The sequence below is a fragment of the Stenotrophomonas sp. SMYL41 genome (assembly GCF_036319965.1).
Taxonomy (GTDB): Bacteria; Pseudomonadota; Gammaproteobacteria; order Xanthomonadales; family Xanthomonadaceae; genus Stenotrophomonas; species Stenotrophomonas maltophilia_R.
In genome coordinates this window covers 25,961-47,936 of sequence record NZ_JAWIRX010000026.1, presented here as the reverse complement: position 1 = coordinate 47,936, position 21,976 = coordinate 25,961, and the positions used below count along the sequence as shown (strand labels likewise).

Genomic DNA, 21,976 nt, shown 5'->3' with positions numbered 1-21,976 from the left:
CCCCAATGCAACGGACCACCATGCAGACCCGACACCTGACGATCGCCGTGGCGATCGCGATTTCCGCCGCCGCCAGCGCACATGCCGCCACCGCCGCCGATGCCGGCGCCGATGCCGCGCTGAGCGCGCAGACGCTGGATACCGTCTCCGTGATCGGCCAAGGCGAAACCCGCCAGGTGCAGCGCATCACGGCAGTGGACAAGCAGGTGCTGCCGCCGGGCACCAGCGGCCAGAAGATCCTCGACCGCCTGCCGGGCGTGTCGGTGCAGTCCAATGATGCCTTCGGCGCGAACGAAGAATCGCAGACCATCAGCCTGCGCGGCTTCGACAAGAGCCGCCTCGGCTACACGCTGGACGGCATCCCGCTGGGCGACAACAGCTACGGCAACTACAACGGCCTGAGCATCGCCCGCGCGATCATCGCCGAGAACCTGGCCGGTGCCGAGCTGTCGCAGGGCATCGGTTCGCTGGGCGTGGCCTCGACCAGCAACCTGGGCGGCACCATCCAGTACTTCTCGATGGACCCGTCGACCGAATTCGGTGGCCGCGCCAGCGTCACCGTTGGCGACGACAACCAGCGCCGCGGCTACCTGCGCGTGGATACCGGCGACATCAACGGCTTCTCGGCCTACGTGTCCGGCGTGCACCAGGACCAGGACATGTGGGCCGCGCCGTACCAGAACCAGACCACCCGCCAGTTCAACGCCAAGGCGGTGTGGAATATCGGCGACCACCGCTTCGGTGCGTTCGTGGCCACCTCGCGCGCGAGCCAGGCCAACTACGCCTACCTGTCCAAGGACATGCTGGCGCGCGGCCTGGGCTATGACTGGAACATCTACGCACCGGACTGGGATCGCGCCGTCGCTGCCGCGTACTGCGCGCCGGGCACCTACAACAAGGCGCGCTGTGCGTTCAGCGGTGGCGTCAACAGCATCGACGATGCGTACTACCAGAGCCGTGCGCTGCGTGACGACAACCTGTACTCGGTGGATGCCGACCTGCGCCTGGGCGAGCAGGGCCGCCTGAAGCTGCTGGCCTACCATCACGACAACCGTGGCCAGGGCCATTGGTGGGCACCGGGCCAGCCGTCCTACCCGGGCACCGACAGGATGCTGCCGATCTCGATCCGCAGCACCAACTACACGATCAACCGCGATGGCCTGACCGCCGCGCTGTCGTGGACGGTGGGCATCCACGAGCTGGAAGCCGGCCTGTGGTATGAACAGAACGACCACAACGTTTCGCGCAACTTCTACTACATCAGTGGCCCGTTCCTGGACGACCTGTACCTGAAGAACCCGGACCGCCTGCTGTTCAACCAGGACTTCGACATCCGCACGCGCCAGTTCTACGTACAGGACCGCATGCGCTTCCTGGACCAGCGCCTGACCGTGGACGTCGGCATCAAGAGCCCCAACACCCGCATGCGCGCCACCGCCAGGCCGGGCGTGGAAACCAGCATCGCCTCGGGCACGCTGACCGCCAAGGAATCAGTGCTGCCGCAGGTGGGCGTGGGCTTCAAGCTCAACGCCAACAACGAGCTGTTCGCCTCCTACGCCGAGAACATCGCCGCCTTCGTCGGCGGTGGCAGCGGCGGCCCGCTGCAGGTGTCGCCGGAATCGTTCGCGGCCAGCGCCGGGCTGGAGCCGGAGAAGTCCAAGAGCCTGGAAGCCGGCTTCCGTACCTTCGGTGAGAAGTACCAGGCGTCGATCGCGGCCTACAGCGTCAAGTTCGACAACCGCCTGCTGTCGCTGAACCCGTGCTCGAGCATCGAAGTCGGCACGCGCCCGGAGTGCGTGACGCGCTTCATCAACGTCGGTTCGGTGAAGAGCCACGGCGCGGAGCTGACCTTCATCCTCAAGCCGATCGATGGCCTGCAGTGGTACAACGCGTTGTCCTGGAACAAGACCACCTACGAGGATGACTACACCTCGGGTGGTGCGATCGTTCCGGTGGCCGGCAAGATCACGGTGGATACGCCGCAGCGCATGGCCTCCAGCGAGATCAGCTGGAACCGCGACGGCTTCTTCGCCAGCCTGCGCGCCAAGTACACCGGCAAGCGCTACTACACCTACACCAACGATCAGTCGGTGCCGGGCGTGACCACCTTCGATGCCGGTGCGGGCTACGATTTCGGCCCGGGCCTGGGCCTGCGCAACGTACGGGTATCGTTGAACGCGACCAACCTGACCAACAAGCGCTACGCCGGCCAGCTGAGCTCGTTCGCGCCGACTGATCCGAAGGGGACGCGTTATGCGATCCATGCGAGTGCACCGCGGCAGTTGTTCATGACGGTGGCGGCGGAGTTCTAAGTCAGAAGCGGGCGCTGCGGCGCATTGAGTGCTCCTGCATGGCGCGGGTAGGCAGGCCCATGCAGGACACGCCGTAAACCCATCCTTGGGGGCTCGATGGCGCCTTGCTCGCGTGCGCTGTCCTGCGCACGCGGCAAGACCGGGGTTGGGCGTCCTGCCCAACCCGCCAGTCGCATGCGACTGGCCCATGGCGCCAACGGTCCTGCATGGGCCTGCCTACCCGCGCTCGACAAATCCCTGCGCCGGCGCGGAGGCAATGCAAAGCAAGAGCAAAAGCAAAGAGCCGGGCGTTGCCCGGCTCTTTGCTTTTCAAGCGCAATCCCTCTGGTGGACCTGTTACCGCGCCCGCAGAAAACTGTCTGGAGGAGGCGGGGCACCCTGGCCAGGACCGTTGGCGCCATGGATGGCGCCATCGAGCACCATGGATGGGCTTTTGCGTGTCCTGGCCAGGGTGCCCCGCCTCCTCCCCACCGATAGCAGGCAGGCGCTGGAGGGGCCGCCAACGCATTTCATTCCGGCGCCAGCTGGTCCATCCGTATCCGGTTGGCGAACAGCGAAAACGCCAGCATGCCCGCCAGGCCGTTCGCCCGGCTCACCCAATGCGGCAGCCAGCGCGGCGGCTTCAATATCCCCGCTTCGAACAGCGGCGCGAACGTGATCGCATCGGTCAGGCTCATCTTGCCCGCGAACAACCAGCGGCAGACCTGCAGGCGATCCTCGGCCAGCATGTGGCGGAAGAAGGTGTGCACCGACACCAGGCCGCGCAGGTACACCGTGTCCTTGGTGAACGCCAGTCCACCACTCGGCGGCACGCCGCGGAACACGCGCTGCGCCGAGGCGAAACTCTCTTCCGCGTTCTGCCCGGCATCGCAGAAGTAGCGGAAGACCTCGATGAAGTCGGCGCCTTCGCGTGCCATGGCAATCGCTTCGGTGCGCAGGCTGATGCGCTTCAGCCGTTCGATGTCGATGCTGCCGGTGATCTGCTCAGCGAAGGTCGCCAGCCCTTCCTGGGTCGCGGTCACCCGCGGCGAGGACAATGCCAGGCTCGGCAGCACCGGCTGCTCGCGGCCGTTCAACGCGGTCAGCGAATGCACCAGCGCTTCATGGTGGAACAGCTGCGCGCGGTCGTAGGCGCTGAAGCGTGCGCTGGTGCGCAGGCGGATGCGGGTCGGGCCGGCGGCGGCCTTGGACACCAGTTCCGGATCGAGCTGCACCTGGATGATGCGTGATTCGAAGAAGGCGTCCAGATCGTTCTGCAGCTGCAGCTGCAACGCGATGGCCGAGACCGGCACCTGTTCTTCCGGCGCCAGCAGTTCGTGGTCCAGTTCGGCCGCGATCTGGATGAAGTGGCGCGCCGCTTCGCGCGTGCTCGGGCCATTGCCCGGCAGCGGCTGCTCGGGGGCACCGAACAGCTGCACCGAGCAGGTATCGACGGCGGCGGTGCCCAGCCCTTCCAGCAGCTGCGCTGCCAGGTCCCAACTCTGCGCGGACTGCTGCACGTAATGGCCCAGCGGGTGGCTGTCATCGCAGTCGGCAGCGATCGCGGCCAGCGCGCGGCGCTCTTCGCTGAAGTCGAGCCGGGGGTAATCCACCTTTGGCAGCACTGGTTGGCTGCGCGCCATGCTGTCCAGGAACGGTGCCTGCACTGTTGCCGGCCAGCTGGTCAGGCCCAGCAGGCGGATGCCTCCCACGGCCTCGACCAGGCGCGCATCGAGCGCTGCATGGTGGGCCACTTCACGGTCCAGCGTCGCGGTCGGTTCCATGCGCGGACTATAGCGCCCTGCCCGCGCGTTGGTAGGTGCCAACCAAGGTTGGCACCTACCAGGAACAGGTTTCCGGCACCGCAGGGTCAGCGCCTGCGCGGCTTGCCCGCCGGACGGAACTGCTGGCCCTTGCCCTTCCTGCCGCCGCGCTCCTGCGCGGTCTCGGCTTGGCGCACGGCCAGCTTGGCGGCAGCGGCCGCCACTTCTTCCTTCAGCTTGAAGTAGTTCAGCAGGCGGCTCTCTTCGATTTCGCCGGCATCGATCGCCGCGCGCACTGCACAGCCCGGTTCCTGCTGGTGCTTGCAGTCGTTGAAACGGCACTGAGCGGCCAGCGCTTCGATATCGGCGAAGCCACCTTCAGACAGGGTTTCTTCCCCGGTCGGCTTCAGCTCGCGCATGCCGGGGGTGTCGATCAGGCAGGCGCCGGTCGGCAGCGGCATCAGCGCGCGATGGGTGGTGGTGTGGCGGCCGCGCGAATCATTGGCACGCACCGCGTTGGTCTTCATCCGCTGCTCGCCGAGCAGGGTATTGGTCAACGTGGACTTTCCAGCACCGGAGGAACCGACCAGCACCACCGTGCGGCCCGGCCCCAGCCACGGCTGCAGCACCGCCACGCTGCCGGCATCCAGGCCGTTGATCGCATGCAGCGCGATACCCTGCATCTCCAGCTCTTCCAGCACCGCCAGCGCGTCTTCGCTGTATTCGGTCTGGTCGGCCTTGGTCAGCACCACCACCGGTTCGGCGCCGCCACCGCCAACCAGCAGCAGGTAGCGTTCGATGCGGCGCGGATTGAAGTCGGCATCCAGGCCACAGACGATGAACACCGTGTCGATGTTGGCCGCGATCACCTGCTGGTGGTAGTGCTCACCAGCGGCACCACGCTTGATGGCGGTACGCCGCGGCAGCAGTGCGACGATGCGGATGCCGTCCAGCAGGACCCAGTCACCCACCGCCGGGCGTTCATGGCTGGGGAAGCGCGGGCGCTGCCATTCCGGCAGCGACTCGGCCTTGATCGACGCCTCCGGGCCATCGGCCACCACGTAATGGGTGCGGTGCTGTTCGATCACCCGTGCCGGGCGGGCCTGCGGATGTGCGGCCATCGCGGCCTGCCAGTCGGCCTGCTGCGCCGGGCCCGGCCAGGGCCAGCCAATGGTCTGCAGGGCGATGAAATCGGGGGTCTGGGTCATCGCCGCCATTCTACCTGTGCCGGCGCCCTGCCAGCCCAGCAATGACGGGCCCGGAGCCCTTGCCATGCATTGCAGCAATTCCGGTAGGATGGAAGCCCCATGCCTTTTGACGGCCCGCTCCCATGTCCACCAACTCGCCCAAGCCCCTGGCCATCCGCGAGCGCCTTTCCGAAGTGCGCTACGAAATCCGCGGAGAACTGGCGCGGCGAGCCCGGGAGCTGGAGGCGCAGGGTCGCAAGCTGATCAAGCTCAACATCGGCAACCCCGGCGCTTTCGGCTTCCGTGCACCGGAGCACCTGCAGCGTGCGATCGCCGACGACATGGGTCGCACCGACCCGTACACCCACCAGCAGGGCCTGCCGGTGGCACGTGAAGCCATCGCGGCGTACTACGCGCGCCGTGGCGCGCCCGATGCCCATCCGGACCGTGTCTTCCTCGGCAATGGCGTCAGCGAACTGATCGACCTGTCGCTGCGTGCGCTGCTCAATCCCGGCGACGAAGTGCTGGTGCCTTCGCCCGACTACCCGCTGTGGTCGGCCTCGACCATCCTCAACGATGGCCGCCCGGTGTACTACCGTTGCGCGCCGGAGAACGGCTTCCAGCCGGACCCGAGCGAGATCGAGACGCTGGTGTCGTCACGCACCCGCGCCATCGTGCTGATCAACCCGAACAACCCCAGCGGCGCCAGCTACCCGCGCGAACTGCTCGAGCGCGTGGTCGAGATCGCACGCCGCCACAACCTGCTGCTGCTGGTCGATGAGATCTACGACCAGATCCTGTACGACGATGCGGTGTTCCAGCCGGTCGCGCCGCTGGCCGGCGACCACCCGTGCCTGACCTTCAGTGGCCTGAGCAAGGTACACCGCGCCTGCGGCTGGCGCGTGGGCTGGGCCCACCTCAGCGGAGATGATGCCCGACTGGGCGACTTCCGCGCCGCGCTGGACCTGTTGGGCGCGCTGCGCCTGTGCGCCAACGTGCCGGGCCAGTACGCCATCGAGGCCGCGGTGAACGGCCCGGACACCATTTCCGAGCTGTGCACGCCGGGTGGCCGCCTGTATGAGACCCGCCGTGCTGTGATCGAGGCCTGCGAAGCGAGCGAACATCTGTCGCTGGTCGCACCGGCCGGTGCGCTGTACGCGTTCCCGGCCGTGATCGGCGCCGCTGCGAAGGGCTTCGACGACCACAACTTCGCGCTGGACCTGATGAACAACGAAGGCGTGCTGGTGGTACCGGGTTCCAGCTTCAACGTGCCCTACCGCCACCATTTCCGCGTGACCCTGATGCCGGAAGCTTCGGTGATGCGCGATGTGTTCGCGCGCATCGACCGCGTGCTGGCGCGGCGTGCCGAGGACGCCACCAAGGTCGTGCCGTTGAAGCCACGCCGTTCGGTGGCCTGACCTGTGACCCTGTCCTACCTGGCGCTGGGCGATTCGTACACCATCGGTGAAGCGGTTGCAGTCGAAGGCCGCTGGCCGCACCAGCTGGCCGCGGCGCTGCGTGCGCAGGGCATCGACCTGTCCGATCCGCAGACCATCGCCACCACCGGCTGGACCACCGACGAACTCGACGCTGGCATCGATGCGGGTGCACCGCAGGGACCGTTCGATTTCGTCAGCCTGCTGATCGGCGTCAACAACCAGTACCGCGGACGTCCGCTGGACGAATACCGCAGCCAGTTCCAGGCGCTGCTGCAGCGGGCGATCGGCTTCGCGGGCGGTGATGCCGGCCGCGTGCTGGTGCTGTCCTTCCCCGATTGGGGTGCGACCCCGTTCGGTGCCGGCAGTGGCCGCGACCTGGCCACCATCGAGATCGAAACCGACGAGTACAACGCGGCCGCCGAGGTGATCAGCATCCAGCAGGGCGTGGCCTTCGTCGACATCACCGACATCAGCCGTGCCCACGGGGACAACCCGGCGATGATCGCCGACGACGGCCTGCACCCGTCAGCGCGGATGTACGCACTGTGGAGCGCACGCGCGCTGCCGGTCGCCGCACACCTGCTTCGCGGAACGGACTGACGCGATGGATGGCACGCCACGGAACGGCCTCCCCCTGCCCTGCACACCCCTGAGCGCCGCGCAGGCCCGCGCGATCGCCGAGGCGTTCCGCCCCACACGGGCCTGGGGCAGCCGTCGCGACTACTACTACACCCGCGGCAAGCTCGGCAGCGACCCGCTGTACGACGGCGTGCTGCAGCATCTCCCTGACGACGGGCAACCGCTGCTGGACCTGGGCTGCGGGCTCGGCCTGTTCGCCCATGTGCTGCGCCAGCGCGGCGGCAGCCAACCCTACCTGGGCGTGGACGTGGATGCCGGCAAGATCGCGCGCGCCCGGCGTGCCGCGACCGGCCTGCACGATGTGCGCTTCGACTGCCTGGACGTGCAGGCACCGCTGCCAGCGCAGGCCGGGCATGTCCTGCTACTGGATGTACTGCAGTACCTGGATGCGGGCCCACAGCAGGCACTGCTGCGCGCGGCCAGTGCACGGGTCGCTCCCGGCGGCCGCCTGCTGCTGCGCACGCCGCTTGCCACCGGCGATGGCCGCGACCGCACCACGCGCGTGGCCGATCGGCTGGCATGGATGGTCGGCTGGATGGGTACGCGGCCGCGCCACTACCCCGACCTGCAGGTGCTGCAGGCGACACTGGCCGAAGCGGAATTGCAGGTGACATCGCCACGCCCCCTGCATGGGCGCACCCCGTTCAACAGCTGGCTGCTGGTGGCCGAACGCCCTGCGCTGTAGAGCGGAGCCCAGGCTCGGCTGCTCGATACGGCCACGGCCCGAAGCTATCCGGCCGGCAACTGGGCCTTCAACCCACGCTCGTCCAGCGCCTGCAGCACGCGTTCGATGATCGCCAGGTTGTGGCCGTGGGCGGCCCCCTCGTGCAGCAGCACGATGGCACCTGGACGCAGGTCCGGCAGCAGCCGGTCGAGCACGCTCTGCGCCGTGCAGCCGATACCGTCGAAGCCGCGCGCGCTCCAGCCGACCCGGACCAGGTCCAGCCGCTGCAGCACCGGTGCCACGAACGGATTGGTCATGCCCACCACCGAACGGTACCAGCGCACCGGGCGGCCGCTTACCGCCTGCAGGGCATGCTGGCAGCCCTCGATCTCGGCGCGCATCGCCGCCGGGCCCAGCCGCCAGAAGCGCGCCTGCGGGTGGCTGTGGCTGTGGTTGCCCAGGTCGTGGCCGCGGCGCAGGATCTCCTGCACCAGCTGCGGCTGCGCCAGCGCGCGCTCGCCCACCAGGAAGAAGGTGGCACGGGCCTGGTGGCGGTCCAGCAGGTCGAGCACGGCGAGGGTTTCCGGGCCGGGACCGTCATCGATGGTCAACCAGACGCTGTTGCCGGCCTCCGGCATCCGGCTCAGCACCGGCGCGTAGAAGCGGCTGTTGGGCAGGAAGACCGGCACCATGAACAGGGCGTGGCTGGCCACCATCAATGGCAGCCCCCAGTGCCAGCCGGCCAGGGCCCAGACCAGGATCACGGCCAGCTGCGACACCACCAGCCAGGGCAGCCAGCGCCAGGGCCGGGTCGGGATGCGATGCAATGTTCCTGCGTTGCTCATCCCCCATGATGCCATGGGGGTTAGAATTGATGATTCGAATTCCCGGAACCCCGACGTCCATGTCCCTCGATCCCGCCCTGCGTTCGCGCATCGAATCCATCCTCAACGCCAACCGCGTCGTGCTGTTCATGAAGGGCCAGCCGTCGATGCCGCAGTGTGGTTTCTCGGCCAAGGCCGTAGGCGCCCTGCAGGACCTCGGCGTCGAGTTCGCCCATGTCAACGTGCTGGCCGACCAGGAAATCCGTGAAGGCATCAAGGCCTATGGCGACTGGCCGACCATCCCGCAGCTGTACATCGACGGCGAACTGGTCGGCGGCAGCGACATCGTGCTGCAGATGGCCGCCAGCGGTGAGCTGAGCAGCGTGCTGGGCCTGGCTGCGCCGGACCGTACCCCGCCGAGCATCACTGTCACCCCGGCCGCCGTGGAAATGCTCAAGGGCGCGCTGGCCGATGCCCCGGGCGCCGCCCTGCAGCTGTCCATCGACGCCGGCTTCCAGCCGAACTTCCAGCTGGCCCCGCACGACGAGGGCGCCATCGCCGCCGAGTCCAACGGCCTGCGCGTGCAGTTCGACCTGGCCAGCGCCCGTCGTGCCAACGGCATCACCATTGACTGGGTGGACGACATCCGCGGCAAGGGCCTGGCCATCGACAACCCGAACGCGCCCAAGCCGGTGCAGGAAATCAGCGTGCGCGATGCCGACGACCTGGTGCGTGCAGGCAACATCACCCTGGTGGACGTGCGCCCCGCCGACGAGCGTGAAATCGCCGCTGTGGGCGTGCCGTTCAAGACCTTCGACGGCAACGGCCGCGCCGCGCTGGAAGCCCTTCCGAAGGACACTGCACTGGCCTTCATCTGCCACCACGGTGGCCGCAGCGCGCAGGCCGCCGAGCAGTTCCGCGCCCTGGGCTTCACCAAGGTGTTCAACGTCACCGGCGGCATCAACGCCTGGTCGGAAGACGTCGACAACGGCGTGCCGAAGTACTGATCGGCACTGAAAAAGGGGACGGAGGGGATTAAGTCGTTTGTGGCAATAACGACTTAATCCCCTCCGTCCCCTTTTTCTTAGCCGGCGAAACCGCCTTCGGCCAGGTAGTCCAGTTCTTCCGGCGAGGGAATGCGGCCCAGCACGGCGTTGCGGTGCGGGAAGCGACCGAAGCGGCGGATGATGTCGCGGTGCAGTTCGGCGTACTGCAGGTATTCCTTGTCACCCAGCACGTCGAACATCGCCACCGAGCGGTCCTGGTCCAGCGGATCCTCGGAATGCTCGAACGGCAGGTAGATGAAGGCGCGCAGCTTGGGCACCAGCTGCAGGTCCAGGCCTTCCTCGATCGCGCGCATGGCGTAATGGCGGGCCAGGCCATCGGTGGCGTAGGAATGGGCGGTGCCGCGGAAGCAGTTGCGCGGGAACTGGTCCAGCAGCAGCATCAGCGCCAGTGCGCCATCGGCACTGCCCAGCCAGTGTTCGCGCGCGCGTGAAGCCGCCGCGTAGTGCTCATCCAGGAACAACTGGCGGAACTGCGCGTCGAACGCATCGTCGCGGGCGAACCACTTCGCAGGGCCCGCCTCTTTCCAGAAATCCACCACTTGCGCGGCAACGTCCATCACCTACTCCCCAGGGCCGGCGCGCCGCCAGGCCATCATCATCATTCGTCGAAGCGCAGGTGGCGGACCGACTTGCCGTTGCGCCGGATAAGCTTAAGCGCCTCGATACCGATCTGGATATGGTTTTCCACGAACTGGGAGCTGACCTTGGCATCGGAGGCCTCGGTCTTGACCCCGTCGGGGATCATCGGCTGGTCCGATACCAGCAGCAGCGCACCGCTGGGAATGTGGTTGGCGAAGCCAGCAGCGAACACGGTAGCGGTTTCCATGTCGATGGCCATGCAGCGCATCGCCCGCAGCCGCTCCTTGAACGCCTCGTCGTGCTCCCAGACCCGGCGGTTGGTGGTGTAGACGGTGCCGGTCCAGTAGTCGTGGCCGAGGTCGCGGATCATGGTCGAGACCGCACGCTGCAGCGCGAACGCCGGCAGCGCCGGCACCTCCGGCGGCAGGTAGTCACCCGAGGTGCCCTCGCCACGGATCGCCGCGATCGGCAGCACCAGGTCGCCCAGCTGGTTCTTGCGCTTGAGGCCGCCGCACTTGCCCAGGAACAGCACCGCCTTGGGCATCACCGCCGACAGCAGGTCCATGATGATCGCGGCATTGGGGCTGCCCATGCCGAAGTTGATCATGGTGATGCCGTCGATGGTGGCACTGGCCATCGGCCGGTCCAGGCCGATGACGGGGGCACCGGTCAGCTCGGAAAAGGTGTGCAGGTAGCCGCCGAAGTTGGTCAGCAGGATGTGCTGGCCGAACTGGTCCAGGGGCACGCCGGTGTAGCGCGGTAGCCAGTTGTCGACGATTTCCTGCTTGCTCTTCATGGGCGGTGGTCCGGTGTACGGCGTGGGAACCGGCTATTTTCAGCCAGCCGGGCGGCCCCGTCGAGGCATTGCCGGCACGCGTGTGAAGAAGGTCACTTGGCAAGCACGCCGCCGTCCGGCTAGCGTCGGCGGCTGGACTACGCTGCGAGGGGAACTGCATGGCATCGACGTTGTTGCGCGCCGGGGTGGCACTGGCGCTGCTTTCATTGAGCACGGCGCCAGCGGTGGGCGCCTCGCGCTTCGTCGCCGATCCCTACCCCAGCACCTACCAGGCCCATCCCGATGCGCCGGTGCTGATCCAGAACGCCACCGTGCTGACCGGTACCGGCCAGCGCCTGGACAATGCCGACGTGCTGCTGCGCGAGGGCCGCATCGTCGCGGTCGGTCGCCAGCTGCAGGCCGATGCCGGCGTCACCCGCATCGACGCGCAGGGCAAGTGGGTCACCCCGGGCCTGATCGACGTGCATTCGCACCTGGGCGTGTACCCCAGCCCCGGTGTCGGCGCGCACAGTGACGGCAACGAAATGACCGCGCCGGTCACCGCCAACGTCTGGGCCGAGCACTCTGTATGGCCGCAGGACCCAGGCTTCGCCACCGCACTGGCCGGCGGCGTGACCAGCATGCAGGTGCTGCCCGGCTCGGCCAACCTGGTCGGTGGCCGTGGCGTGACCCTGAAGAACGTACCGGCCATCACCTACCAGGCGATGAAGTTTCCCGGCGCACCGTGGGGGCTGAAGATGGCCTGCGGCGAGAACCCGAAACGGGTCTACGGCGAAGGCAAGGGCGTGGCCCCGGCCACGCGGATGGGCAATGTCGCCGGCTACCGCGCCGCCTTCATCGATGCCGCCGACTACATCGCCAAAAGCAAACCCAAGCCGGCCAAGCGCAGGGGCTGGTTCGGCAGCGACAAGGGCGACAGCGCCGGTGACGCCGGCGGCAAGCGCGATCTCAAGCTGGACACGCTGGCTGGCGCGATCGAAGGCGACATCCGCGTGCACATCCACTGCTACCGCGCCGACGAGATGGCCACCATGCTCGATCTGGCCAAGGAATTCGGCTTCAAGGTGGCCGCCTTCCACCACGGCGTGGAAGCCTACAAGCTGGCCGACCGGCTGGCCGCCGATGGCGTCTGCGGTGCGCTGTGGGCCGACTGGTGGGGCTTCAAGATGGAAGCCTTCGATGGCATTCCCGAGAACATCGCGCTGGTCGACCGCCCGAAGAACAGCTGCGCCATCGTCCACTCCGACTCGCCCGAAGGCATCCAGCGCCTGAACCAGGAAGCGGCCAAGGTGATGGCCGCCGCACGCCGCGCACGCATGCCGGAGATCACGCCCGAACACGCCATCACCTGGATGACCGCCAACGCCGCCAAGGCGCTGGGCATTGAAGGCCAGACCGGCACCCTGGAGGCGGGCAAGATGGCCGACGTGGTGGTGTGGAATGGCAACCCCTTCAGTTCGTATGCGCTGGCCGAACAGGTCTTCGTCGATGGACGACGCCTGTACGACCGCAGTGCGCCGGCAGCAACGCCGCGTTCCGATTTCCAGCTCGGCCAGGAGGTGCACTGATGGGCGCGTTGAACAAGCGTCGCCGGGCATGGCTCGGCCCGATCGTCATGGTGCTGGCCTGCATCTCCGCATCCGCACAGGCACAGGACCTGCTGGTGCGCAACGCGACGGTGCATACCGCCAGCACGCGCGGCAGCCTGCAGAATGCGGACGTACTGGTGCAGGGGGGCATCATCCGTGCGGTGGGCAACGGTCTGGCCGCGCCGGCCGGCGCCACCGTGGTCGAGGCCAACGGCCGGCCGCTGACCCCAGCGCTGTTCGGGGGTATCACCGAGATCGGCATCGAAGAGGTTTCCGGCGAAGCGAGCACGGTCGACAGCACGTTGAAGATCGGCGAGCAGCCGCTGCGCCCGGAATTCGATGTCACCCTGGCCTACAACCCGGCCTCGGTACTGATCCCGGTAACGCGACTGGAAGGCATCGGCTTCACTGCACTGGGCGCGGCCACCGGCGGCGGCTTCGTGGCAGGCCAGGGCGGCGTGATGCGGCTGGACGGCAGCGCCGACCCGATCGGCCCGCGCGCCCTGTTCCTGCGCATCGGCGCAGCGGCCTCCGAACTGACCGGGCATTCGCGCGCCGCGCAATGGATGCTGCTGCAGCAGATGATCGACGAAGCACGCGGACAGGTGGCCGCGGACTCGCCGCACGCGCTGCTGACGCCTGCCGGGCGCCGCACGCTCAGCCGCTACCTGGCCGGCCAGGGCCGCATCGTGGTGGAAGCGGACCGTGCCGCCGACATCCGCCAACTGCTGCGCTGGGCCGCCCGCGAGAAGGTGAAGATCGCCATTGCCGGTGGCAGCGAAGCCTGGCAGCTGGCGCCGGAGCTGGCGGCCGCGCAGGTGCCGGTGTTCGTCGACGTGCTGTCCAACCTGCCGGCCAGCTTCGACCAGATCGGGGCCACTCTGGAAAATGCGGCACGCCTGCAACGTTCCGGCGTAGCCGTCTCGTTCGTGCAACGGGGCGACGCCTCCCACAACGCACGCAAGATGCGCCAGCTGGCGGGCAATGCCGTGGCCAACGGCCTGCCCTGGGCCGACGGCCTGGCCGGGTTGACCCGGGTGCCTGCACAGGCCTTTGGCGTGGGCGACCAGATCGGCAGCATCGAACCGGGCAAGCGCGCCGATCTGGTGCTGTGGGAGGGCGACCCACTGGACGTGGCGCACTATGCCGAGCAGGTCTGGCTGGGCGGTCGTGCAATGCCGATGCGCTCGCGCCAGACCGAACTGCGCGACCGCTACCTGCCGCGCAACGCGCACCCCTGACTGCCTGCAAGGAGCCGCCAATGGCCACGCTGCGCTGGTACTTCGACTTCGTCTCGCCCTATTCCTACCTGCATTGGCAGAAGCTGAAGCAGCTGCCCCGGTTCGCCCAGATCCAGACCGTGCCGATCGCCTTCGGCGCGGTCCTGCACCACCTGGGCAACCTCGGGCCGGCCGAGATTCCGGCCAAGCGCCGCTTCATCTACCGCCAGCTGCTGTGGACCGCGCAGGCCGAAGGCACACCACTGCGGTTTCCGCCGGGTCACCCGTTCAATCCGTTGTCGGCGCTGCGCCTGTGCCTGGCGGCGGGTGGCAGCGTGCAGGCAGTGGACGTGCTGTTCGACTGGATCTGGCGCGACGGCAATGCCGCCGACAGCGCCGAGGCCCTGCGCGAACCGGCTGCACGGCTGGGGATCGAGGATGTCGCCAGCGCCATCGCCGCCCCGGCGGTCAAGGAGCAGCTGCGGCGCAACACCGAGGCCGCCATTGCCGCCGGCGTGTTCGGCGTGCCGACCCTGGCCATCGATGGCGAACTGTTCTGGGGCAACGACGCCCACCCGCTGATGGCGGCGGTGCTGGCCGACCCTGGCCTGCTGCAGCAACCCGAGTGGCAGCGCCTGACCAGCCTGCCGGTGGCGGTGCAGCGCAGTCGCTGAACAGGGCGTGGCGCGTTTCCCTCGCGCGCCCCGCCATGTTTTGAGATAGATTTCACGTTTCCGAACCTACAACCGCCCTGGAGGGGGAGCCGCGGATGCGCATCGGAATCGTCGTCGACTCGGCCTGCGACCTGCCGCAGGACTTCATTGCCGAGCACAACATCGTGCTGCTGCCGATCACTGTACGGATCGGCGAAGCCGTGCTGGCCGATCATCGCGATGAGCAGGCCACCCTGAGCTTCCTGCACGCGCATGTGGCCGAACATGGTGCTGAAGCGGAGACCATCCCCTTCAGCGTCAACCAGATCCGCGACCTGTTCCTGCAGCAGCTGGTGATCGATTACGACCACGTGTTCTGCATGACCATCACCAAGACCCGCAGCCCGATCCACGACAACGCGCTGCAGGCCAGCTTCGCCATCCTCAATGATTACAAGCCGGTGCGGCAGGCGGCGGGCTACAACTCACCGTTCGCGCTGCGCGTGCTCGATACCCAGAACCTGTTCGCCGCGCAGGCGGTGACCGCGGTGGAGGCGGTACGCCTGCGTGGCAGTGGCGCCAGCGTGCAGCAGATCCGCGAACGGCTGGAAGAACTGGCCGGCAACGTGCACGGCTACATGGTCACCCGCGACCTGTACTACATGCGCGCACGTGCACGGCACAAGGGTGACCGCAGTGTCGGCCTGCTCAGCGCCGCGCTGGGCAGCGCACTGGACATCAAGCCGGTGCTGCACGGCTACCGTGGCGAGACCGGGCCGGTGGCCAAGATCAAGGGTTTCGACAGTGCCGTGCAGAAGCTGTTCGCGGTGGTCGGCCAGCGCGTGCGTGTCGGGCTGATGACGCCAACGGTGTGCGTCAGCTACGGCGGCGAACTGGACGAGCTGCGCACCCTGCCCGGCTATGCACAGATGAAGGAGGTCTGTGCCGGCCACGGCGTGACCGTGTACGAATCGGTGATGAGCCTGACCGGCATGGTCAACGTCGGCAAGGGCGCAGTCACCGTGGGCTTTGCCGATGGGCCGCATCGGTTCGAATGAGCGCTGGCCGCGGCCGGAATCTGCACATCGATTCCACCGCGGTTGTGCCAGCCTTGCCGCACTTCAAGGAGAACTCCATGCCTGCGCAGTACCACATCAGCCTGCCCGACCCGTCCAAGGCCCGCGGCAATGACCCCGACCTGTCTTTCCATTCACAGGGCGCCGCCGGTTTCGCCGAAGAGCTGCAGGACGCCCTGCGCAACGGCACGCTGTTCGAGCGCTGGAAGGCCAAGCAGCCCGACCCGGATGCGGTGGAACCGCAATGGGGCGTGACCGATCCGGATGCCACCGTGACCGGCGAGCAGAAAGACCTGCGCATCAACCTGGTCGCCACCACCCGCATCGACAGTGACGTGTTCAAGCAGCGCCTGCGCCTGCTGGCTGGCCATCACTGGGAACTGCGCGACGTGCGTTGAGGCCAGGCCCTGGCAGTGCCGGCCGCTGGCCGGCAACCGGAACAGCCATGAAGGTGCCGGCCAGCGGCCGGCACTCCCCCGACGATTCCCTACCAGCCGCCACCCAACGCGCGGTACAGCTCCACCCGTGCAATCGCCGCCGTGGCCTGGCTGTTGGCCAGCGCGGCCTGGTTGTCCAGCGCGATGCGCTGGGTGCTCAGCACATCCAGCATGTCGACCACACCGGCCTGGTACTGCCGGCGCGCCGCACCCAGTGCGGTCTCGCTCTCGTCCACCGCCACATGCAGCTGCACGGTGCGCTGCTGCTCCGCTGCATAGCCATCGATGGCGTCGTCCACTTCATGCCAGGCCTGCAGCACGGTGCGGCGGAACTGCAGCGCCGCCTGTTGCTGCTGCAGCCGGCTCAGCGCCAGGTTGGCCTTCAGCCGCCCGCCCTGGAAGATCGGCACGCTGATCGACGGCCCGATGTTGAAACGGTGCGCGTTCCAACCGTCCAGATCATCCAGCTGTCTGGCCTGGAAGCCGGCATCGCCATTCAAGGTGATGCGCGGCAGGAAACTGGCCTTGGCCACGCCGATGCCGGCCGTTGCCGCATGCAGTGCCGCTTCGGCACGACGGATGTCCGGGCGACGCTCGGCCAGCTCACTGGGCAACCCCACCGCCACGGCCGGCAACGCCGGCCAGTCACGGCGTGCATCCTGCAGCGGCGCGTCCAGCGCCTGCGGCGGCTGCGCCAGCAGGAACGCCAGCGCATTGCGCAGCTGCGATTCGCGATGTTGCAGCGGCGCGATGCGCGCCTGCAGCGATGCCACCTGCGCGGCCGCACTGGACACCTGCAGCATGCTGGCCACGCCCTGGCGCTGTCGCGCCTCGGTCAGCCGTTTGATGTCGTGGGCGATGCTGAGGTTGTCCTCGGTGATCGCCAGCAGTTGCCGCGTCGCACGCAGCTGCAGGTAATCACGCGCGGTTTCCGCCAGCAGCGCGATGCGCACCGCATGTGCATCTTCCTCGGCCATCTGTACGCGTGCGTCCGCGGCTTCCACCTGGCGACGCACGCGACCCCACAGGTCCAGCTCCCAGCTCAGGCCGATACCGGCCTGGAACAGCCCGTAGTCGTCGCGGCCGCCGTTGCCGGACGGATCGTTCAAGCCCACTTCGCTGTTGCGAGCGCGCATGCCACTGGCGGTTGCGCTGACGCTGGGCAGCCGGTCGGCGGCGCTGATGCCACGCGCGGCGCGGCTCTGCTGCACGCGGTTGGCCGCCAGCTGCAGGTCCAGGTTGGCTGCCAGCACCTGGCCGGCAAGCTGCTCCAGCAGTGGATCGTCGAAGCCGGCCCACCAGGCCGCGTCCTGGTCGATGGCGTTGCCGGCAACAACCTCACCCTGCCAGTGGCTGGGCAGTTCTGCCTGCGGGCGTACGAAGTCCGGACCCATCGTGCAGGCAGCCAGGGCCGTACACAGGCTGGCCGCAACGACGGTGCGGAACACGGTGACGGCGCTCATGCACCCTCCCCGCTCTTGTGCCCCGGACGGTGCTGCACGCTCTGCGCGCGCGCGCGGCTGCCCAGGTCAACGCGGGCTTCCACCGACATGCCGGCACGCAGCTGGTCCAGCAGTGGCTGGCCCGGTTCCAGCACGATCTTCACCGGAATGCGCTGCACCACCTTGGTGAAGTTGCCGGTGGCGTTTTCCGGTGCGACGGCGGCGAAGGTGACGCCGGTGGCCGGTGCGATGCTGTCGATGTGCCCGCGCAGCGGCTTGCCCGGGAACACGTCCACCTTCAGCTCGACCTGCTGGCCGGCCTGCATGCGGGTCATCTGCGTTTCCTGGAAGTTGGCGACCACAAAGGCGCGCTTCAGCGGCACCACCGCAGCCACCGGCGTCCCCGGGGTCAGGTAGGCACCCACGCGCACTGCGCGACGACCAACCATGCCATCGATCGGTGCACGCAGCACGGTGTGCGACAGATCCAGTTCGGCGCGTGCCTGCGCCGCCTCGGCACGCTGTACCGCCGCCTGCGCGGCCTGCACGCCAGCGCTGAGGATGCCGGTGCGCTGGCGCGCGGTCGACAGCGCAGCCTGGCCCTGCTGCAGGTGGGCACTGGCCACGGCCTGCTTCGATTGCGCCTGCTGCGCGTTCTGTACGGTACCGGCGCCGTCGCGGGCCAGTTCGCGGTAACGCTGCTGGTCGGCGCTGGCCAGGGTCAGTTCGGAACGGCTGACATCGACGCTGGCCCTGGCCTGTTCGATCAGCGAGTCCTGCTGGGCCAGTGCGGCCTGTGCGTTGGCCAGCTGTGCACGGGCGTTGGCGAGGTCGGCACGGGCTGCCTGCAAGGCCACCTGGTAGTCGCGATCGTCGATGCGGGCGAGCACGTCGCCGGCCTTCACCGGCTGGTTGTCCTCTACGTCCACGGCACTGACGAAGCCCGGAATCTTCGGCGCCACCAGCGTGTAGTCGGCCACGACATAGGCATTGTTTGTGGTCTGGTGGCCGCCGTCGCGCAGCAGCAGCCAGGCGCCGATGGCCAGCGCCAGAACGCCCAGGCCCAGGCCGGTATTGAGAGTGGTTCGATTGATCGTCATGAGGGGGTTCCTGCGAAAGGTTCAGGCCACGGCACGTGGCGGATGGATGCGGGTGGGCATCCAGGCAATGAGGGGAATGAAGGCCAGTGCCACCAGCGCGACCACCCAGTACAGGTCGGCCGAGGTCAGCGCCTGTACCTGTGCATGCAGGCGCGCGCCCAGCTGCGGGCCCTCGGCCAGCCACGGTTGCTCGCCAAGGCGGTCGACCAGCACGGTGGAATGGAAATGACGGCGGCCCTGCGCGACGGCATCCAGCACGCCACTGGCGAGCACTGCAGCGAAGCCCTTGACCGTGTTGAACCACGCCGAGGCAAACGGGCCGTCCTGCGGCGCCAGGCCGCCGGTGGCCAGCATCAGCAACGGCAGCACCGCCATCGGCTGGGCGAACACCTGCAGCAGCTGCACCCACAGGAAGTTGTCGCGGATCCAGGCCACATCCAGGTGCGAACCCAGCCAGCAGGCCAGGGCCAACATCGCCAGGCCCGTGGCCTGCACCCAGCGGCAGTCCACCGCGCGGATGTTCAGCAGCGCCGCCACCAGCGGCAGCGCGATCACCTGTGGCAACGCCACCCACAGCAGCATCGGTGCGGTCTGCAGCGGCCGGTAGCCCTGCACGCTGGCCAGGAAACCGGACGGGATCGAGATCACTGCCAGCAGCACGAACAACACGCCGCCCAACGTCACCAGCGAGTAGCTGAGGTTGCGGTTGGCCAGCAACTGCAGCTTGAAGAATGGCAGCGGGTGGAACCATTCATTGATCATGAACAGCACCATCAGGCCGGCACCGCCACCGATCATCAGCGTGATCATCGGCGAGTCGAACCAGTTCAGGCGCGGGCCCTGCACCAGGCCCAGCACCAGCAGCACCAGCGCCGGCAGGCCCAGCAGCAAGCCGGCCGTATCGAACTGGGCGAAGCGTTCCAGCCGCAGCGGATCCTGCGGCAGGCCCCGGCTGACCATCGCCATGGCCGCCAGGCAGTACGGCACGATCTGCCAGAACGCCCAATGCCAGCCCACCTGCTCGACCCAGAACGCGGCCAGCGGCGTGCCCATGCTCGGGCCGAACGTCGCCGTCAGCGCGTAGCCGGCCAGGCCGTACAGCTTGATGCCCGGCGGCAGGAAGCGCAGCGCCACGCTCATCAGCAGCGGCGGCAGCGCGCCACCGCACAGGCCCTGCAGCGCGCGCAGCAGCAGGAACACCTGCAGGTTCGGGGCAAGCGGGCACAGCACGCCCAGCACCATGAAGCCACCGATCATCGCCAGCGCGAAGCGGCGCAGCGAGAAAGTGGCGGCACACCACGGTGCGAAGGCCATCGCGCTGACCGACATGGCGCTATAGAGGGCGACGATCCAGCTGCCGTCATCGACGCTGAAACCCATCGCACCGCGGATGTCGGCCAGGGCGACCTTGGTGATGTTCTCGTTGAAGCCCGACACCAGCACCGCCAGCAGCACGCCGCACAGGCCGACCAGGACGCGGCGGTCGAGCCCGGGGGCGGCGGCAGGACGGGGCGCTGCAGCGGCCGGGACAGCGGCGGCCGGCGTACTCATCGCCGGGCACCAATCCGTGCAGGGCACGGCATGTTGGGGGTCATTGGAATGCGCTCAGTGAAACTCCGGGGAGCGCAGTCTAGGGAGCCGGTAACGTGCAAAAAATGGCGTCACCGGCATCGCAGGCGTGCGTCGGGCGCACGCCCGTAACCTCAGCGACGGATGTCCTCGACGCTTTCGCACATGGTCTTGATCGAGCGGCGCAGCCACTGGTGGGCAGCGTCGTTGTCCAGGCGCGGGTGCCAGGCCTGCACGATGGCCGCCGTGCGCACCGGAATCGGCAGCGGGAACAGGCGCAACGGCAGGCGCATGCTGATGATGCGCTCCAGCATCACGCTCGGCATCTGCGGCAGGATCAGGTCCGATTCGGCCGCCGCGAAAATCGCACCGTGGAAGGTCGGGCTGATCAGTGCCACCCGTCGCTGCAGGCCGAGCGCGGCCAGGTCGTCATCGATCGGTCCGCGTGGCAGGCCACGGCGCGACACCGCGATGTGATCGCAGGCGGCAAAGCGTTCGGCACTGATCTCGCCATCGAACAACGGATGGTCCTCGCGGGCAGCACCCATGAACGAGGTACTGAACAGGTTCTGCACCTTGGTGTCGGGCGCGTGCTTGCCGGCGGTGCTGATGTACAGATCGATCCGGCCCTGCGCCATCGCATCATCATCGGTATCGCCTTCAGGCACGAAGCGCAGTACCGCGCGCGGCGCCTGCTGCCGGAATATCTCGCGCAGGCGACCGCCAAAGCCACCGATGAAGACATCGTTGGCACGCACGTTGAAGGTGCGCTCAAGGGTACCCACGTCGATCTCGCGGCCCGCATGGAAAACACGGTGGGCCTGTTCGATGACGTCGCGGACCTGCTCGCGCAGCTGCAGGGCGCGCGGCGTGGGCGCCAACCCGCGACCGGCTCGCACCAGCACCGGGTCACCCAGGGCGGTTCGGATCCGGCCGAGGGTACGGCTCATCGCCGGGGCGCTCAGGTTCATCCGCCGCGCGGCGGCGGCCACGCTGCATTCGTCGATCAACACGTCCAGTGCCAGCAACAGGTTCAGGTCCGGCAGGGGCATGACAGTCTCCCGTAAATCAGATGACTCTACGACACGTGTAACCTCAGTGGATTGCGTTATACGCATTCATTGACTGCCGCGCACGGCATGGGTGCGCGCGGAGACATCGGCGACCATCCCCGGCCTGCCAAGGAGACATCCATGTTCACTACCCTGCTGGTCGCCCTGGACGGCGGCCCCCAGCACGCACGCGTGCTGGACCTGGCCGCGGCCATCGCCGGCCCGCGCAGCCGCCTGCACCTGCTGTGCGTGCTCGACCCCGAATTCGCGCTGGCCGCCGATGCCAGCGAAGCCGACCGCATCGAGTACCCGGAAGCCGCGCGCCAGCGCTCGCGGGCCGAGGCGGTGCTGGCCGAAGCCCTGGCCGAGCTGCGCGAGCGCGGCGTCGACGCCATCGCGCAGATTCCCTCCGGCGATCCGGGCGAAGTGATCAGCGAGCAGGCCCGGCGCCTGAAGTGCGACCTGATCGTGATCGGCCACCGCCATCTGTCCCGCCTGGAACGCCTGTTCGAACCCTCGATCGGGCAATGGACCATCGACCACGCGCCCTGTCCCGTGCTGGTGGAAACCCGCGACCCGCAGCCCTAGC

The 21,976-nt window shown here is 68.0% G+C and carries 20 protein-coding genes; 11 read left to right on the top strand and 9 right to left on the bottom strand.

What is annotated here, in order from left to right; genetic code table 11:
- The first annotated feature begins 20 nt into the window (after positions 1-20).
- Positions 21-2,312, top strand: a complete 2,292-nt coding sequence (locus V3B30_RS21480; RefSeq protein ID WP_262083699.1) for a TonB-dependent receptor — start codon at positions 21-23, stop codon at positions 2,310-2,312.
- 509 nt (positions 2,313-2,821) lie between these two features.
- Here the strand turns inward: V3B30_RS21480 and V3B30_RS21475 are convergent.
- Both V3B30_RS21475 and rsgA read right to left on the bottom strand, forming a co-directional pair.
- Positions 2,822-4,075 (bottom strand): flavohemoglobin expression-modulating QEGLA motif protein, encoded by a 1,254-nt coding sequence (locus tag V3B30_RS21475; protein ID WP_262083698.1) that lies wholly within the window; start codon positions 4,073-4,075, stop codon positions 2,822-2,824.
- Between the two features lie 86 nt (positions 4,076-4,161).
- Positions 4,162-5,271 (bottom strand): ribosome small subunit-dependent GTPase A, encoded by a 1,110-nt coding sequence (rsgA, locus tag V3B30_RS21470; RefSeq protein WP_100473877.1) that lies wholly within the window; start codon positions 5,269-5,271, stop codon positions 4,162-4,164.
- Positions 5,272-5,384: 113 nt separating this feature from the next.
- Here rsgA and V3B30_RS21465 point away from each other — a divergent pair, with 113 nt between their 5' ends.
- Genes V3B30_RS21465 through V3B30_RS21455 form a run of 3 tightly spaced genes read left to right on the top strand, consistent with a single transcriptional unit; the run spans position 5,385 to position 8,004 of the window.
- Positions 5,385-6,659, top strand: coding sequence for a pyridoxal phosphate-dependent aminotransferase (locus V3B30_RS21465; RefSeq protein ID WP_262083697.1), 1,275 nt, complete (start codon positions 5,385-5,387; stop codon positions 6,657-6,659).
- A gap of 3 nt (positions 6,660-6,662) precedes the next feature.
- The gene (locus tag V3B30_RS21460) at positions 6,663-7,280 is read left to right on the top strand and encodes an SGNH/GDSL hydrolase family protein (protein WP_262083696.1); all 618 of its coding nucleotides are present in this window, start codon (positions 6,663-6,665) and stop codon (positions 7,278-7,280) included.
- Between the two features lie 4 nt (positions 7,281-7,284).
- Positions 7,285-8,004: a class I SAM-dependent methyltransferase gene (locus tag V3B30_RS21455; RefSeq protein WP_262083695.1), complete on the top strand. Its 720-nt coding sequence runs from the start codon at positions 7,285-7,287 to the stop codon at positions 8,002-8,004.
- 44 nt (positions 8,005-8,048) lie between these two features.
- On the opposite strand, the gene V3B30_RS21450 is transcribed toward V3B30_RS21455, so the two are convergent.
- Entirely contained in the window at positions 8,049-8,828 is a 780-nt protein-coding gene (locus tag V3B30_RS21450) for a polysaccharide deacetylase family protein (RefSeq protein WP_262083694.1), read from the bottom strand.
- A 59-nt stretch (positions 8,829-8,887) separates the two neighbouring features.
- Here V3B30_RS21450 and grxD point away from each other — a divergent pair, with 59 nt between their 5' ends.
- Positions 8,888-9,814 (top strand): Grx4 family monothiol glutaredoxin, encoded by a 927-nt coding sequence (gene grxD / locus V3B30_RS21445; protein ID WP_262083693.1) that lies wholly within the window; start codon positions 8,888-8,890, stop codon positions 9,812-9,814.
- Positions 9,815-9,891: 77 nt separating this feature from the next.
- Here the strand turns inward: grxD and V3B30_RS21440 are convergent, their stop codons facing one another.
- Positions 9,892-10,431, bottom strand: a complete 540-nt coding sequence (locus tag V3B30_RS21440; protein WP_100473883.1) for a DUF924 family protein — start codon at positions 10,429-10,431, stop codon at positions 9,892-9,894.
- A 41-nt stretch (positions 10,432-10,472) separates the two neighbouring features.
- Positions 10,473-11,249, bottom strand: coding sequence for an AMP nucleosidase (locus V3B30_RS21435; RefSeq protein WP_005414446.1), 777 nt, complete (start codon positions 11,247-11,249; stop codon positions 10,473-10,475).
- Positions 11,250-11,407: 158 nt separating this feature from the next.
- Between V3B30_RS21435 and V3B30_RS21430 the strand changes: the two genes are divergently transcribed.
- The 5 genes from V3B30_RS21430 (at position 11,408) to V3B30_RS21410 (ending at position 16,185) form a co-directional block, all read left to right on the top strand.
- Positions 11,408-12,817, top strand: coding sequence for an amidohydrolase (locus V3B30_RS21430; RefSeq protein WP_262083692.1), 1,410 nt, complete (start codon positions 11,408-11,410; stop codon positions 12,815-12,817).
- Positions 12,817-14,079, top strand: a complete 1,263-nt coding sequence (locus V3B30_RS21425; protein ID WP_262083691.1) for an amidohydrolase family protein — start codon at positions 12,817-12,819, stop codon at positions 14,077-14,079. Before V3B30_RS21430 ends, V3B30_RS21425 begins: the two co-directional genes overlap by 1 nt.
- 20 nt (positions 14,080-14,099) lie before the next feature.
- Positions 14,100-14,732: a 2-hydroxychromene-2-carboxylate isomerase gene (locus tag V3B30_RS21420; protein WP_262083690.1), complete on the top strand. Its 633-nt coding sequence runs from the start codon at positions 14,100-14,102 to the stop codon at positions 14,730-14,732.
- A 95-nt stretch (positions 14,733-14,827) separates the two neighbouring features.
- Positions 14,828-15,769, top strand: a complete 942-nt coding sequence (locus tag V3B30_RS21415; protein WP_262083689.1) for a DegV family protein — start codon at positions 14,828-14,830, stop codon at positions 15,767-15,769.
- A gap of 77 nt (positions 15,770-15,846) precedes the next feature.
- Positions 15,847-16,185, top strand: coding sequence for a hypothetical protein (locus tag V3B30_RS21410; RefSeq protein WP_040007100.1), 339 nt, complete (start codon positions 15,847-15,849; stop codon positions 16,183-16,185).
- Positions 16,186-16,274: 89 nt separating this feature from the next.
- Here the strand turns inward: V3B30_RS21410 and V3B30_RS21405 are convergent, their stop codons facing one another.
- The 4 genes from V3B30_RS21405 to V3B30_RS21390 all read right to left on the bottom strand — a co-directional run bounded on the left by V3B30_RS21405 (position 16,275) and on the right by V3B30_RS21390 (position 21,387).
- On the bottom strand, positions 16,275-17,687 hold the full coding sequence (locus V3B30_RS21405; RefSeq protein WP_262083688.1) for an efflux transporter outer membrane subunit: 1,413 nt from the start codon (positions 17,685-17,687) through the stop codon (positions 16,275-16,277).
- The gene (locus tag V3B30_RS21400; RefSeq protein WP_100473889.1) at positions 17,684-18,766 is read right to left on the bottom strand and encodes an HlyD family secretion protein; all 1,083 of its coding nucleotides are present in this window, start codon (positions 18,764-18,766) and stop codon (positions 17,684-17,686) included. The genes V3B30_RS21405 and V3B30_RS21400 overlap by 4 nt, the downstream gene beginning before the upstream one ends.
- 21 nt (positions 18,767-18,787) lie before the next feature.
- Positions 18,788-20,317, bottom strand: coding sequence for an MFS transporter (locus V3B30_RS21395; protein ID WP_262083687.1), 1,530 nt, complete (start codon positions 20,315-20,317; stop codon positions 18,788-18,790).
- Positions 20,318-20,469: 152 nt separating this feature from the next.
- Positions 20,470-21,387 (bottom strand): LysR family transcriptional regulator, encoded by a 918-nt coding sequence (locus tag V3B30_RS21390; protein ID WP_100473891.1) that lies wholly within the window; start codon positions 21,385-21,387, stop codon positions 20,470-20,472.
- A gap of 141 nt (positions 21,388-21,528) precedes the next feature.
- On the opposite strand from V3B30_RS21390, the gene V3B30_RS21385 reads away from it, so the two are divergent.
- A complete protein-coding gene (locus V3B30_RS21385; RefSeq protein WP_012512077.1) occupies positions 21,529-21,975 on the top strand; it encodes a universal stress protein in 447 nt (148 codons plus the stop codon).
- The last annotated feature ends 1 nt before the right edge of the window (position 21,976 follow it).